This window comes from Streptomyces sp. NPDC051136 (assembly GCF_044455745.1).
Taxonomy (GTDB): domain Bacteria; phylum Actinomycetota; class Actinomycetes; order Streptomycetales; family Streptomycetaceae; genus Streptomyces.
Window position 1 is genome coordinate 283,985 of the sequence record NZ_JBITFE010000002.1, and the last position, 14,477, is coordinate 298,461.

Sequence of the window (14,477 nt, forward strand, 5' to 3'; positions counted from 1 at the left end):
GTCCGCGCTGGGACGCGGGTCACGCGCGCGGGTGCCGCAGCGCGAACCACAGCTCCATCCGCACGTCCGGGTCGTCGAGGTCGGCCTCCAGCAGGGCGGCGCACCGGGCGATGCGCTGCCGGACGGTGTTGCGGTGCACGGACAGGGCGACGGCCGTGCGGTCCCAGCTTCCGTGCAGGGAGAGCCAGGCACGCAGCGTCTCGGGGAGCGCGGGCACGGCGTCGACCGGCGCGAGCAGTGCCCGGGCGTGCGCCTCGGCCTCCCCGGCCGGCACGAGGTCGGCGAAACCCCGCCGCTCGGCGTGCCGGACCAGCGGGGACCGGGTGGCGGCGGCCCGTGCCAGCGCCCGCGCCGCCTGGACGTCGGCGGCGGGCCACTCGGCGGGGGCGACGCCGGCGCTCACGCCGAGCGTCCAGCCGGGCTGGGCGGCGGGCTCCGCGAGGGCCGCTCCGGCCCCTCGCCGCGGGCCGGCCGGCACCAGCACCCGTACGACGTCCTGCGCCGAGTCGACCAGGGCGGAGCCGAGGGCCGTGCCCAGCGCCGACGCCGAGACCGCGTCGGGGACGCCGGTGGTCGGACGGGCGTGCACCACGTACCAGCGGCCGGCGCCGTCGCCGTCCCCGCCGCCGAGCAGCGGGGCGACCTCCTCGCGCCGGGCGCCCAGCAGCAGCCGTACGAGGGCCGAGGAGCGGGCCGCGCCGGTGCCGCTCTGGTGCTCGCCGGTGAGCAGCGTGAGCAGCACGGCGGCGACCGACGCGATGGCGTGGTCCCCGGACTCCCGGTGCGGGGCGGCGACCCCGAGGACGAAGCCGGGCCCGGTGCCTAGGGCGTACGCGGTGAGTCCGGTCCCGGCGGCCGTGTCCGTGGCGGTGCTGGAGGCGTGCCCGGTGACGAACCTGGCCAGCTCCGCCAGCGCCCGCCGCACCTCGCCGGAGGGCTCCCGCCCCGCCGCCGCGATCTCGGTGCCCTCCGGCCCGTACAGGACCGCCCGCCCCTCCAGCCGCCCGGCCAGCCGGCGCAGCACCGACGGCACCGGATCGGGACGCGAGGCGGCGGCGGCCAGACCCTGCTGGGCCTCCGTGATCCGGCGCAGCTCGGCCGTCCTGGCCCGTGCCATCAGCTGCCACACCGCCCGGGCCACGCCCGAGAACGTCGTCCGCGGCGGCACCTCCACCAGCGGCAGCCCGTACGCCTCGCAGGCCGCGACCAGCGCCCCGGGCACCGTGTCGTGCACCGGCGCCACCCCGAAGCCGAGGGCCGCGCCGCCCGCCGCCACGATCCGGGCCACGTAGTCGTCGAAGTACGAGGTGTCCGGGCCCGTCCCGCGCGGGATGTGGACGCCTGCGGTGAGCAGCAGCTCGCCGCCCAGCAGATACGGATAGGGGTCGGACATCTCCGACGTGTGGGCCCAGGTGATCGTCACGTCCGCGGCCGGCGGCCCGGTGACCTGGCGCAGCCCCAGGTCACCCCAGGACAGCAGGGCCGCGAGCGGCACCGGGGGAGTGGGCGGCGCGGGCGGTACGGACGGCTCCTGCCCGGCGGACGGCTCCTGCACGATGGACGATTCCTCCACTCGGCCGTTCTCCGATGGAGGAAACGTACACTTCGCAGTCGCTTTTCGGCCACCTAGTGTCGACCCGAACCGGAATCCACACCGGCGGCCGCGGGTACGGGCGGATGTCCCCGCGCGGCGCCACCGGAACGACCCGCCGCACGACACGCCACCGAGAACGCGCGAAGGAGGCCCCCTCATGGCCGTCGACTACATCGTGATCGTCGTCTACCTGGCCGGCATGCTGGCCATGGGCTGGTGGGGCATGCGCCGCGCGAAGTCCAAGAGCGAGTTCCTCGTCGCCGGACGACGCCTCGGCCCGGCCATGTACTCCGGCACCATGGCGGCCATCGTCCTCGGCGGCGCGTCCACCATCGGCGGCGTCGGCCTCGGCTACCAGTACGGCCTCTCCGGCGCCTGGATGGTCGTCACCATCGGCCTGGGCATCCTCGCCCTGTCGGTCTTCTTCTCCGCGCGCATCGCCCGGCTGAAGGTCTACACCGTCTCCGAGATGCTCGACCTGCGCTACGGCGGCCGGGCGGGCGTCATCTCCGGCATCGTCATGTGGGCGTACACCCTGATGCTGGCCGTCACCTCCACCATCGCCTACGCCACGATCTTCGACGTCCTCTTCGACGTGAACCGCACCCTCGCGATCGTCCTCGGCGGCTCCATCGTCGTCGCCTACTCCACGCTCGGCGGCATGTGGTCCATCACCCTCACCGACATGGTGCAGTTCGTGGTGAAGACCATCGGCGTCCTGCTCCTGCTGCTGCCCGTCGCGGTCGTCAAGGCCGGCGGCTTCGGCGCGATGAAGGCGCAGCTGCCGACCGAGTACTTCGACCCGCTGGGCATCGGCGGCGAGACGATCTTCACCTATGTGCTGATCTACACCTTCGGCATGCTCATCGGCCAGGACATCTGGCAGCGCGTCTTCACCGCCGGCAGCGACCGCACCGCCAAGTGGGGCGGCACCGTCGCCGGCACCTACTGCCTCGTCTACGCCGTCGCGGGCGCCGTCATCGGCACCGCCGCCAAGGTGCTCTACCCCAAGCTCGCCAGCCCCGACGACGCCTTCGCCACCATCGTCAAGGACGAACTGCCGGTCGGCGTGCGCGGCCTGGTGCTGGCCGCCGCCCTGGCCGCCGTGATGTCCACCTCCTCCGGCGCCCTCATCGCCTGCGCCACCGTCGCCAACAACGACATCTGGTCCCGGCTGCGCGGCGCGGTCCGGGGAGCGGAGCGTGCGGAGGGGCACGACGAGGTGAAGGGCAACCGCGTCTTCATCCTCGCCATGGGCGTCGCGGTGATCCTGATCTCCATCGCCCTCAACGACGTCGTCGAGGCCCTCACCGTCGCCTACAACCTCCTCGTCGGCGGCCTGCTCGTCCCCATCCTCGGCGGGCTGCTGTGGAAGCGCGGCACCGCCCAGGGCGCCCTCGCCGCGGTCGCCGTCGGCGGACTCGCGGTCGTCGGCCTGATGGCGGGCTACGGCATCCTCGCCAACGAGCCCGTCTACTACGGCCTGCTGGCCTCCCTCGTCGTCTACGTCGCCGTCTCCCTGGCGACCCGCCCCACCGACGAGGCGATCCTCACCGCCTGGCGCGAACGCATCGCCGGCCGGGCCCCCGAACACCGGTCCGAACCGGCGGTCCCGGCTCACCAGTAGAGTCGGGCAGCGGCAGTACATACGCGACGAAGCGTAAGAAGGAAGGCAGTGCATGAGCAGCAACGAGACGCCCCGCGGCCCCGTCGACTCCTCCCGGATCCCGCGGTACGCCGGACCCGCGACCTTCGCCCGGCTCCCGCGCCTGGACGAGGTCGCCGCCGCCGACGTCGCCGTCGTGGGCGTGCCGTTCGACTCGGGCGTCTCCTACCGCCCCGGCGCCCGCTTCGGCGGCAACGCCATCCGCGAGGCCTCCCGCCTGCTGCGCCCCTACAACCCGGCGCAGGACGCCTCCCCCTTCGCCCTCGCCCAGGTCGCGGACGGCGGCGACATAGCCGTCAACCCGTTCAACATCAACGAGGCCGTCGAGACGATCGAGGCCGCCGCCGACGACCTCCTCGGCACCGGCGCCCGCCTGATGACCCTGGGCGGCGACCACACCATCGCCCTGCCGCTGCTGCGCTCGGTCGCCCGGAAGCACGGCCCGGTCGCCCTGCTCCACTTCGACGCCCACCTGGACACCTGGGACACCTACTTCGGCGCCGAGTACACCCACGGCACGCCCTTCCGGCGCGCGGTGGAGGAGGGCATCCTCGACACCTCCGCGCTCTCCCACGTCGGCACCCGCGGCCCGCTGTACGGCAAGAAGGACCTCACCGACGACGAGAAGATGGGCTTCGGCATCGTCACCTCCGCCGACGTCTACCGCCGCGGCGCCGACGAGATCGCCGACCAGCTCCGCCAGCGCATCGGCGACCGCCCGCTGTACATCTCCATCGACATCGACTGCCTGGACCCCGCCCACGCCCCCGGCACCGGCACCCCCGAGGCCGGCGGCATGACCTCCCGCGAGCTGCTGGAGATCCTGCGCGGCCTGGCGTCCTGCAACCTGGTCTCCGCCGACGTCGTCGAGGTCGCCCCGGCCTACGACCACGCGGAGATCACCTCCGTCGCGGCCTCCCACACCGCGTACGAACTGACCACCATCATGTCCCGCCAGATCGCAGAGGCCCGCGCGAAGTGACCCACGACCACGACTTGGTACTCCGTCCGACCGCCGCCCAGACGGAGGCCGCACTGAATCCTCCCCCCGGCCGCAACGGCGGAGACCTGGTCGTGGAGACCCTGGCCGGGCTCGGCGCGACCACCGTCTTCGGCCTGCCCGGCCAGCACGCCCTCGGCATGTTCGACGCCCTGCGCCGCTCCGACCTGCGCTACATCGGCCTGCGGGTGGAGAACAACGCCGGTTTCGCCGCCGACGCCTACGGCCGCGTCACCGGCGAGGCCGCCCCGCTGCTCCTGTCGACCGGCCCGGGAGCCCTCACCTCCCTGGCCGCGCTCCAGGAGGCGCGGGCGGCCTCCGCGCCCGTCCTGGCGATCGGCAGCCAGGTGCCGACGGCCGGCCTCGGCGGCGGACGCCACGGCTATCTGCACGAACTCCCCGACCAGGCGGCGTCCTTCCGCGGCGTGGTGAAGTCCGTCCACACCGTGCGCACCCAGTCCCAGATCCCCTCCGCGATCGCCGAGGCCTGGACGTCGGCGCTGACCGTCCCGCACGGCCCGGTGTGGGTGGAGATCCCGCAGGACGTGCTCCTGGCCGAGACACCGATCCCGGTCGTGACCGGCGGCGACACCTTCCCCGAGGAACTGCCCCCGCGCCCCGAACTGACGGCGGTCGCCGCCGACCTGCTGACCCGTGCCGAGCGCCCCGCGATCATCGCGGGCGGGGGTGTGGTGCGGGCGGACGCCTCGAAGAAGCTCCGGCAGCTCGCGGAACGCCTCCAGGCCCCCGTCGTCACCACGTTCGGCGGCAAGGGCGCGTTCCCCTGGACGCACCCCCTCTCCCTCCAGTCCTGGCTGGAGGACCGGCACACCACGGACTTCCTGGAGGACGCGGACGTCCTGCTCGTCGTCGGCTCGGGTCTCGGCGAACTCTCCTCGAACTACCACACGTTCGCCCCGCGCGGCCGGGTGATCCAGATCGAGGCGGACCTCGGCAAGCTGGAGTCCAACCACCCCGCCCTCGGCATCCACGCCGACGCCCGCCTCGCCCTCCAGGCGCTGCTGGAGACGGTGGACGAGCGCACCGATCCCACCGCCCCCGACCGCGTGCGGGACGTACTGGACCAGGTCCGCGAACGCATCGCGTCCCAGGAGCTCACCCTGGAGCAGGACGTGCTGGCCGCCGTCCGCGGGGCGCTCCCGGCCGACGCCCCGTCCTTCTGGGACATGACGATCCTGGCCTACTGGGCGTGGTCCGCCTTCGACCCCAAGGCCCCGAACACCATGCACTCCGCCCAGGGCGCCGGCGGTCTCGGCTACGGCTTCCCGGCGGCCCTGGGAGCCGCGGCGGCCGACCCCACCCGCCCGGTGCTGGCGGTCTCCGGCGACGGCGGCGCCCTGTACTCCGTCGCCGAACTGGCCACCGCCCGCCAGTACGACCTGAACGTCACCTGGCTGATCGTCGACGACGGCGGTTACGGCATCCTGCGCGAGTACATGACCGACGCCTTCGGCGAGCCGACGGCGACGGAGCTGACCCGCCCGGACTACGTCGCCCTTGCCGAGTCCTTCGGCGTGCCGGGCGTACGGACGTCGCCGCAGACGCTGGAGGCCGACCTCGCGAAGGCCCTGGCCGCACCGGGACCGTCGGTGGTCGTGCTCCCCGCCGTCCTGCGGATGTTCGCGCCGACGCACCTGGGCTGACGGCACGTCACAGGAGCCGTCCAAGGGCTTCGCGGGGTCTGTGACAGAGCTGTGACGCGGAGCACATGCTTCCAGCGGAAGGCGATTTATAGCTTCAAGGGGTCACGTCGACCGGAAAGGTGACCCTTCCTTGCATAAGTCCGTTGCGTCCGCTTTTGTTGCTCCCTCCTCCTTCTCCCTCCGCCGGCGCGTGCTGCGCGGAGCCGTCGGCGCCGTCGCGGTGACCGGCGTGGTCCTGGCCTCCGCGATGACCGCCGTCGCCGACTCCTCTCCCACCCCGACCCCGACGCCCTCGGTCACGGACGGCGGCTCGCCCGGCCAGGGCCCGGTCACCCCGGTGACCTCGCCGGCCCCGACGCCCTCGGTGACCGACGGCGGTTCCGACGGTCAGGGCCCGGTGACGCCCGTGACCACGCCGGCCCCGAAGCCCTCCGTCACCGACGGTGGTTCGGACGGTCAGGGCCCGGTGACGCCCGTCCGCTGCGTGGTGACCAAGCGCCAGAACATAGGCGCCGGCACCGCCGCACTCCTGACGATCGCCCCGTCCGGGCCGTCCGTCCTCTTCCAGGCCTCCGGCGAGGACGGCTACCTCCCGGGCTTGTCGCTGGACCGTACGCATCCGAAGCTGCCCGCGAGCGCCGGTTTCCTCGCCGAGATCCTGGGGCCCGACAGCAGCCACCCGCGGCTGCGGACGAACATGGAGGGCGGCGGCCACCCGGCGTCGGTCACCTCGTTCCCGGCTCTGCCGAAGGGGTGCACCTTCACCTACCGGACCGACGGCTCGGGCACCTCGGGGCGGGGCGGTGGCGTTCAGACGTCCGTCGTCCCCAAGGGGGGCGTCGCGGCCGGTTACGAGGCGGCGGACGGTGACGGCTCGTCGCTCGTGGCGGTCGGCGGAGCGGCCGCGGCCGTCGGCGCCGCCGGTCTCGGCTTCGTCGCACTGCGCCGCCGCCGGTCGTCCGTCACCCGCTGAAGCCGGACAGCACACCACGCCCTGGCCCGGTCCGCCGGGCCAGGGCCCGCAAGGAGACCCGACCATGCGCCTGACCGCCGGACGCCGAGCGGCCGCGGCCCTGCTCGCCCTGCCCCTCGCCGCCGCACTCGCCGGCTGCGGGGCGGACGGGCCGGGGGCCACGCCGGCCCCCGACCTCAGCCCTTTCGCCACCGCGACGACCGCCACCACCGCACCGAGCGGGACGACCGCCCCGGACGCGCTGCCGGCGTCCGTGCCCGTACGCGTCTCCGTCCCCGCCGCCGGCGTCGACACCGGCCCCCTGCTCCGCCTCGGTCTGAACGACGACGGCACCATCGAGGTGCCCTCGGTGGCCCGGGCCGACCGCATCGGCTGGTACGAGAAAGGCGTCACGCCGGGTGAGGTCGGACCGGCCGTCCTCGTGGGCCACTTCGACACGGTCAACGGTCCGGCGGTCATGCGGAACGTCGGGAAGATCGAGCCCGGCGACCCGATCACCGTCACCCGCGAGGACGGCGCCCGCGCGGTCTTCGCGGTCACCGCGCTGGAACAGGTCGACAAGGACGCGTTCCCCACCGACAAGGTCTACGGCAGGACCGACCGTCCCGAGCTGCGCCTGATCACCTGCGGCGGCGAGATCACGCACGGCCACCGTCCGGACAACGTCATCGTCTACGCCGACCTCGTCGGCTGACCGCCCGACCCCCTACCAGATCGACTCCACCCACTCCGGGTGGTCGATGAACGGGTTGCGGTTGTGCTGGTAGTCGTCGTAGACGACCTGGTTGCGGTGCTCCTCGAAGGCGTCCGGCGGGTCCTCGTCGTTCCAGGTCTTCAGCACCGAGAGCTTGCCGATGTACGGGTTGCTGCCGTTGCCGACCTGGCCGTTGACCTCCAGGTCGGGGAAGCCGTCGCCGCCCTCGTAGCGGACCGCCATGTAGAAGATCATGCGGGCCACGTCGCCCTTGACGGCGTCGCGCGGTTCGAAGGAGTCGGAGTCGGTGAGGCTGCCGCCGCCCCCGCTGACCGCGCTGCCGCCGTTGTCGAAGTCCTTGTTGCCGCGGATGCTGTTGACCCCCACGTCCGAGGGGCGCAGGTGGTGCAGGTCGGTGCCGGGGCCGGTGGCGGTGCCGAAGTCGCCGTGGGACTTGGCCCACGTGTGCTCGCGGTTCCAGTCGCCGGTGTCACCGCCGTTGAGCGACTTGCTGCGGGAGACGCCGGAGTAGAGCAGGATCACGTTGCCGCTGTTGTCCGGGTCCTCGTCGGTGGCCTTGAGCGCGTCCCAGACCGCCGCGTACGAGACCTTCGTCTGGTCGCTGATGATCGTGTGGAGGGACGACTTGAGGTTCGTGCCCGTCTTGCCGATCGCGTCCTTGTAGTACGTCGCGTCGTAGTCCGTGTTCGACGCCGTCGCCGTGGTCGCCGTGGCCGGGCTCGCCGCCAGGGCGGGGGTGGCGAGTACGGCGAGTACGGCCGAGGCGAGGGCCGCCGCCTTCCGGCGGCGGATGCGTATCGCGAGCATGTGGGGTGTCCGATCTACGCGTGTGGAGTTGTGCGGTAGACCGAGCGTGACATGGACATGTAGTAGGTGGAGTGTACGCGGCGTGGTGATTGCGTGACGGTGACCGTACGCCGGTACGACCCGTGACCCGCACAGCCGTACGGCCCGGCCACCCCGCCCTGCCCGGCGCCGATCACCCGGCCGATTGTTGCGGCGGGATGAAATCCCCGCTCGCCCGTGTTGGTGCCTTCCGGTAGATCAGGTGAGCAGGACGACCGACCGGAGGGCACGGCGTGGACGCGCAACGGGGCTGGGTGCGACGACTGGCGGGGTACGCCTGGCGGTATCCCAAGGACGTCGTCCTCGCCCTGGGGTCGTCACTGGGCGGCATGGCCGTCATGGCCTTCGTCCCGCTGATCACCAAGGTGATCATCGACGACGTGATCGGCGACAAGACCAGGGACATGGCCGTGTGGGCCGGTCTCCTGATCGGCGCCGCGCTCGCCGTGTACGGCCTGACCTACGTGCGCCGCTACTACGGCGGCCGGCTCGCCCTCGACGTCCAGCACGACCTGCGCACGGACATGTACGGGACGATCACCCGGCTGGACGGCAGGCGGCAGGACGAGCTGTCCACGGGGCAGGTGGTCGGGCGGGCCACCAGCGACCTCCAGCTGATCCAGGGCCTGCTCTTCATGCTCCCGATGACCATCGGGAACGTCCTGCTCTTCCTGATCTCCCTCGTGATCATGGCGTGGCTCTCCCTGCCGCTCACCCTGGTCGCGCTGGCCGTCGCGCCCGCGCTCTGGTTCATCGCCCGCCGCAGCCGCACCCGGCTGCACCCCGCCACCTGGTACGCGCAGGCGCAGGCCGCCGCCGTCGCCGGGGTGGTCGACGGCTCGGTGAGCGGCGTACGCGTGGTCAAGGGCTTCGGGCAGGAGGAGCAGGAGACCGGGAAGCTCCGGGAGGTCGGACGCAGGCTCTTCGCCGGACGGCTGCGCACCATCAAGCTGAACGCCACCTACACCCCGGCCCTCCAGGCGGTCCCCGCGCTCGGGCAGGTGGCCATGCTCGCCCTCGGCGGCTGGCTGGCGGTGCGCGGGCACATCACCCTCGGCACCTTCGTCGCCTTCTCCACCTACCTCGCCCAGCTGGTCGGTCCCGTCCGCATGCTCGCCATGGTGCTCACCGTCGGCCAGCAGGCCCGCGCGGGCACCGAGCGGGTCCTTGAGCTGATCGACACCGAGCCGGCCATCGAGGACGGCACCAAGACGCTGCCGGCCGACGCGCCCGCGACCGTCGAGTTCGACGACGTCGCCTTCGGCTACGACACGGGCGACGGGGAGCCGCGGCCGGTCCTCGACGGGCTCTCCTTCGAGATCCGCGCCGGTGAGACCCTCGCCGTCGTCGGCTCCTCCGGGTCCGGCAAGTCCACCGTCTCGCTGCTCCTGCCACGCTTCTACGACGTGACGCGCGGCGCCGTCCTCGTCGGCGGCCACGACGTGCGCGAGCTGACCCTCGACTCGCTGCGGGCCGCCGTGGGGCTGGTGCCCGAGGACTCCTTCCTCTTCTCCGACACCGTCCGCGCCAACATCGCCTACGGCCGCCCGGACGCCACCGACGAGGAGATCGAGGCCGCCGCGCGGGCCGCACAGGCCCACGGGTTCATCACCGAGCTGCCCGAGGGCTACGGCACGACCGTCGGCGAGCACGGGCTGACCCTCTCCGGCGGCCAGCGCCAGCGCGTCGCGCTCGCCCGGGCGATCCTCACCGACCCCCGGCTGCTCGTCCTCGACGACGCCACCTCCGCCGTGGACGCCCGCGTGGAGCACGAGATCCACGAGGCGCTGAAGCAGGTCATGCGGGGCCGCACCACGCTCCTCATCGCCCACCGCCGCTCCACCCTCGGCCTCGCCGACCGCATCGCCGTCCTCGACCGGGGCCGGCTCGCCGACCTCGGCACCCACGAGGAGCTCCAGGAGCGGTCCGCCCTCTACCGCCGCCTGCTCACCGACCCCGACGAGCTGGGCGGCGTCTCGCCCGGCCACACGCGCCCCGCCGAGAAGGCGGAGGACACCTCCGTACGGGACGAGCTGGACGCCGAGTTCGACGCCGAGCGCGGGGTCACGCCCCGGCTGTGGACCGGTGACCGCGCGCCCAAGGACACCGCGCTCGCCGGCACCCCCGCCACCCCGGAGCTGCTCGCCCAGGTCGACGCGCTGCCCCCGGCCGACGGCACCCCGGACATCGACGAGACCCGGGCGGTGCGGCCCGAGGCGTCGTACGGTCTGCGGCGTCTGCTGCGCGGCTTCCGCACCCCGCTGCTGATCAGCCTCGCCCTGGTGGCCGTGGACGCGGGCATGGGCCTGCTGCTGCCGGTGCTGATCCGCAACGGCATCGACGACGGCGTCACCCAGGTGGCCCTCGGCGCGGTGTGGGCGTCCTCACTGCTCGGACTGCTCGCCGTCCTCGCCCAGTGGGCGGCGCAGACCGGCGAGATCCGCATGACCGGCCGGACCGGCGAGCGGATCCTGTACTCGCTGCGGCTGAAGATCTTCGCCCAGCTCCAGAGGCTCGGCCTCGACTACTACGAACGCGAGCTGACCGGCCGGATCATGACCCGGATGACGACGGACGTGGACGCGCTGTCCACGTTCCTGCAGACGGGCCTCGTCACCGCGTTCGTCTCGGTCGTCACCTTCTTCGGCATCATGGTCGCCCTGCTGGTGATCGACGTACAGCTCGCCCTGATCGTCTTCGCGACCATGCCACCGCTGATCATCGCCACGTACTTCTTCCGCAAGGCGAGCGTCAAGGCGTACGAACTGGCCCGCGAGCGGGTGTCCACGGTCAACGCCGACCTCCAGGAGTCGGTGGCGGGCCTGCGGATCGTGCAGGCCTTCCGGCGCGAGCACGACGGCGGGCGCCGGTTCGCCGAGCGCAGCGACAGCTACCGGCAGGCCCGCATCCGCGGACAGTGGCTGATCTCGATCTACTTCCCGTTCGTGCAGCTGCTGTCCTCGGCGGCCGCCGCGGCCGTACTGGTCGTGGGCGGCGGGCGGATCGACGACGCCACCCTGACGACCGGCGCGCTGGTGGCGTACCTGCTGTACATCGACCTGTTCTTCGCGCCGGTCCAGCAGCTCTCCCAGGTCTTCGACGGCTACCAGCAGGCGTCCGTCTCGCTGGGCCGCATCCAGGAACTGCTGCGGGAGCCGACCTCGACCCGCGCCGCCGAGAAGCCGTCCGAGGTGACCTCGCTGCGCGGTGAGATCGCCTTCGAGGACGTGCACTTCAGCTACGGCGGCGAGGACGCCGCGGAGACCGCGCTGAGCGGCATCGACCTGCGCATCCCGGCCGGGCAGACCGTCGCCTTCGTCGGTGAGACCGGCGCGGGCAAGTCGACCCTGGTGAAGCTGGTGGCCCGGTTCTACGACCCGACCGGCGGCCGGGTCACCGTAGACGGGCACGACCTGCGCGCCCTCGACCTCACCTCCTACCGGCACCGGCTCGGCGTCGTCCCGCAGGAGGCGTACCTCTTCCCCGGCACGGTTCGCGACGCCATCGCCTACGGCCGGCCGGACGCCACCGACGCCGAGGTGGAGGCGGCGGCGCGGGCCGTCGGCGCGCACGAGATGATCGCCACGCTCGCCGGCGGCTACCTCCACGAGGTCGCCGAGCGGGGCCGCAACCTCTCCGCGGGCCAGCGGCAGCTGATCGCGCTGGCCCGTGCCGAGCTGGTCGACCCGGACGTGCTGCTCCTCGACGAGGCGACGGCGGCCCTGGACCTGGCCACCGAGGCACAGGTCAACCAGGCCACCGACCGCGTCGCGGGCCGCCGTACGACACTCGTGGTCGCGCACCGGCTCACCACGGCCGCCCGCGCGGACCGGGTCGTCGTCATGGACGGCGGACGGGTCGCGGAGGACGGCACGCACGACGAACTGCTGGCCCTGGACGGGCGGTACGCGCGGCTGTGGCGGACCTTCGTCGGCGCCCCCGAGCCGGAGGAGCCGGTCGGCGCGGCGCGCTGAGCCCGTCGTTCGCGCAACCATTCGACACCGGCCGTGCGTCCGTACCTGAGTACGTCGTCAGTGATCGCCCTACGGAGGGGGACCGCAGTGGGCCGGGCCGGTGCCGCAACCCGCCGTCGGCTGGCGCTCGGCACGGCCGTGCTGAGCGCGGCCGCGCTGCTCGGCGTCGCGCTGCCGCAGGAGGCGCGGGCCGCCACGGGATGCCCGGGCCGCGCGGTGCGCACGCTGCACTTCGCCACCGGCTCCGTCCTCGTCCACAAGCGGGGCGGTTACGTCTGCGCCGTCACCGTCCCCAAGAAGCCCGGCGCGAAGCGGCAGATGTCCGTCGGCGTGCGGGCGCGGGGCGGCCGGGCCGTCGTGGACTCGGGCCGGTTCGCCCGGCTGGCCGGACCGGTGACCGTGCACGCCGGGAAGCGCTGTGTGTGGGTGACCGGCAAGGTGTCCGGGAGCGCGGTCAGTTCCGGCTGGATCCTCTGCTGACCCTGGTGTTCGCGGGACCGGCTCCGATAGCTTCCGGCGAACATCCGTTTCACAGGGAGGGTGCATGCGCAAGGCGCTCAGATGGCTGCTGGCGCTCGTGGTGCTCATAGGCACCGTCAGCACGGCGGGCGCGGCCACCGCCGCCGAGCCGAAGGCCGTCGACATCAAGGACCGGCTGCTGTCCATACCGGGCATGAGCCTGATCGAGGAGAAGCCGTACACCGGCTACCGCTTCTTCGTCCTCAACTACACCCAGCCGGTGGACCACCGGCACCCGTCCAAGGGCACGTTCCAGCAGCGGATCACCGTGCTGCACAAGGACGTGAACCGGCCGACGGTCTTCTACACCGGCGGCTACAACGTCTCCACGACCCCCAGCCGCCGCGAGCCGACCCAGATCGTCGACGGCAACCAGGTCTCCATGGAGTACCGCTACTTCACCCCGTCCCGGCCTGCGCCGGCCGACTGGTCCAAGCTGGACATCTGGCAGGCCGCCAGCGACCAGCACCGCATCTTCCAGGCCCTGAAGCCGCTCTACGCCGAGAACTGGATCTCCACCGGCGGCTCCAAGGGCGGCATGACCGCCACCTACTACGAGCGCTTCTACCCGCGTGACATGGACGGCGTCGTCGCCTACGTCGCCCCCAACGACGTGGTGAACAAGGAGGACTCGGCCTACGACCGCTTCTTCGCCCGCGTCGGCACCGAGGAGTGCCGCGACAAGCTGAACGGCGTGCAGCGCGAGGCGCTGGTGCGCCGGGCGCCGCTGGAGAAGAAGTACGCGGCGTACGCGGCCGACAACGGTTACACCTTCGACACCATCGGCAGCCTCGACCGCGCCTACGAGGCCGTCGTCCTCGACTACGTCTGGGGCTTCTGGCAGTACAGCACCCTTGCCGACTGCGCCGACATCCCGGCCGACGCGAAGAACGCCACCGACGACGCGATCTGGGACTCCGTCGACACCATCTCCGGCTTCTCCGCCTACACCGACCAGGGCCTGGAGACGTACACGCCGTACTACTACCAGGCGGGCACCCAGCTGGGCGCGCCCACGATCCACTTCCCGCACATCGAGAAGAAGTACGTCCGCTACGGCTACCAGCCGCCGCGCAACTTCGTGCCCCGCTCGATCCCGATGAAGTTCGAGCCGTGGGCGATGCGGGACGTCGACACGTGGGTGAAGCACAACGCCCGGCAGATGCTGTTCGTGTACGGCGAGAACGACCCGTGGGGCGCCGAGCGCTTCCGCCTCGGCCACGGCGCGCGGGACAGCTACGTCCTCACCGCGCCCGGCATGAACCACGGCGCGAACGTGGCCGGTCTGGTCCCCGACCAGAAGGCCCTCGCCACCGCCCGCATCCTGGACTGGGCGGGCGTCGCCCCCGCCAAGGTCCAGGAGAACCCGTCGGCGGCCAGGCCGCTGGCAGCGTTCGACGCGAGGCTGGACAAGCGGGACGTCGAGCGCGAGCCGGCGCTGCGCCCGTGACGCCCCCCGCCGGGGCGTGACGACGGTGCCCGGCCGCTGCGAGCGGCCGGGCACCTTGCCCTCCCCGCCCGGCGGG

Annotated in this window: 10 protein-coding genes; 8 read left to right on the forward strand and 2 right to left on the reverse strand. The window is 72.8% G+C overall.

Features of this window, described 5'->3' with window-relative positions:
• Positions 1-19 precede the first annotated feature (19 nt).
• Positions 20-1,555 carry a helix-turn-helix domain-containing protein gene (locus ACIBCJ_RS06880; RefSeq protein ID WP_365979044.1) on the reverse strand — a complete coding sequence of 512 codons (1,536 nt, stop codon included), beginning with the start codon at positions 1,553-1,555 and terminating at the stop codon, positions 20-22.
• Between the two features lie 196 nt (positions 1,556-1,751).
• On the opposite strand from ACIBCJ_RS06880, the gene ACIBCJ_RS06885 reads away from it, so the two are divergent.
• The 5 genes from ACIBCJ_RS06885 to ACIBCJ_RS06905 all read left to right on the forward strand — a co-directional run bounded on the left by ACIBCJ_RS06885 (position 1,752) and on the right by ACIBCJ_RS06905 (position 7,591).
• Complete coding sequence (locus tag ACIBCJ_RS06885) at positions 1,752-3,221, forward strand: sodium:solute symporter (RefSeq protein ID WP_365979045.1); 1,470 nt, start codon at positions 1,752-1,754, stop codon at positions 3,219-3,221.
• A gap of 52 nt (positions 3,222-3,273) precedes the next feature.
• Entirely contained in the window at positions 3,274-4,242 is a 969-nt protein-coding gene (speB, locus tag ACIBCJ_RS06890; protein ID WP_362094843.1) for an agmatinase, read from the forward strand.
• Complete coding sequence (locus ACIBCJ_RS06895) at positions 4,239-5,924, forward strand: thiamine pyrophosphate-binding protein (RefSeq protein ID WP_362094846.1); 1,686 nt, start codon at positions 4,239-4,241, stop codon at positions 5,922-5,924. The genes speB and ACIBCJ_RS06895 overlap by 4 nt, the downstream gene beginning before the upstream one ends.
• Positions 5,925-6,114: 190 nt before the next feature.
• Positions 6,115-6,897 (forward strand): hypothetical protein, encoded by a 783-nt coding sequence (locus ACIBCJ_RS06900; RefSeq protein ID WP_365979046.1) that lies wholly within the window; start codon positions 6,115-6,117, stop codon positions 6,895-6,897.
• A gap of 64 nt (positions 6,898-6,961) precedes the next feature.
• Positions 6,962-7,591, forward strand: a complete 630-nt coding sequence (locus tag ACIBCJ_RS06905) for a class F sortase (RefSeq protein ID WP_365979047.1) — start codon at positions 6,962-6,964, stop codon at positions 7,589-7,591.
• A gap of 12 nt (positions 7,592-7,603) precedes the next feature.
• On the opposite strand, the gene ACIBCJ_RS06910 is transcribed toward ACIBCJ_RS06905, so the two are convergent.
• A complete protein-coding gene (locus ACIBCJ_RS06910; protein WP_365979048.1) occupies positions 7,604-8,419 on the reverse strand; it encodes an endonuclease in 816 nt (271 codons plus the stop codon).
• A 272-nt stretch (positions 8,420-8,691) separates the two neighbouring features.
• Between ACIBCJ_RS06910 and ACIBCJ_RS06915 the strand changes: the two genes are divergently transcribed.
• The 3 genes from ACIBCJ_RS06915 (at position 8,692) to ACIBCJ_RS06925 (ending at position 14,401) form a co-directional block, all read left to right on the forward strand.
• Entirely contained in the window at positions 8,692-12,432 is a 3,741-nt protein-coding gene (locus tag ACIBCJ_RS06915; protein ID WP_362503794.1) for an ABC transporter ATP-binding protein, read from the forward strand.
• 87 nt (positions 12,433-12,519) lie between these two features.
• Positions 12,520-12,912, forward strand: coding sequence for a hypothetical protein (locus ACIBCJ_RS06920; RefSeq protein WP_362094860.1), 393 nt, complete (start codon positions 12,520-12,522; stop codon positions 12,910-12,912).
• A gap of 64 nt (positions 12,913-12,976) precedes the next feature.
• On the forward strand, positions 12,977-14,401 hold the full coding sequence (locus tag ACIBCJ_RS06925; RefSeq protein ID WP_362094863.1) for a S28 family serine protease: 1,425 nt from the start codon (positions 12,977-12,979) through the stop codon (positions 14,399-14,401).
• The last annotated feature ends 76 nt before the right edge of the window (positions 14,402-14,477 follow it).